This window comes from uncultured Vibrio sp. (assembly GCF_947488985.1).
In the GTDB taxonomy this organism is placed as follows: Bacteria; Pseudomonadota; Gammaproteobacteria; order Enterobacterales; family Vibrionaceae; genus Vibrio.
Genome location: NZ_CANLBV010000369.1, coordinates 1 through 267, shown reverse-complemented (window position 1 = coordinate 267; position 267 = coordinate 1). Strand labels below are relative to the sequence as shown.

The following is a 267-nucleotide window of genomic DNA, read 5'->3' as shown; positions in this document are numbered from 1 at the left end:
ACTGAAATAGCAAGGATTCTCAAAGTTAGTCGTACAAGTGTTAATACTTGGGTGGCAACTTACCAGCAGTTTGGTTTGGATGCTTTAGCTGGTAAACATCATCCAGGTCGCCCTTGTAGCCTAAGCCAAAAACAACTGGAGCAGTTTAAAAAGTATGTCACTGAATCCGCTATAAAGCCTGATGGTGGTCGATTACAGGGAGAGGATTTTGTTGCATACATCGAAGAGCAGTTCAACGTTAAGTATGGTGTGCACAACATTTACAGA

Annotated in this window: 1 protein-coding gene; it reads left to right on the top strand. The window is 41.9% G+C overall.

The window, feature by feature from the left end:
- Positions 1-267: helix-turn-helix domain-containing protein (locus Q1A70_RS20665; RefSeq protein ID WP_299695951.1), on the top strand; the 267-nt coding region annotated here is incomplete at both ends.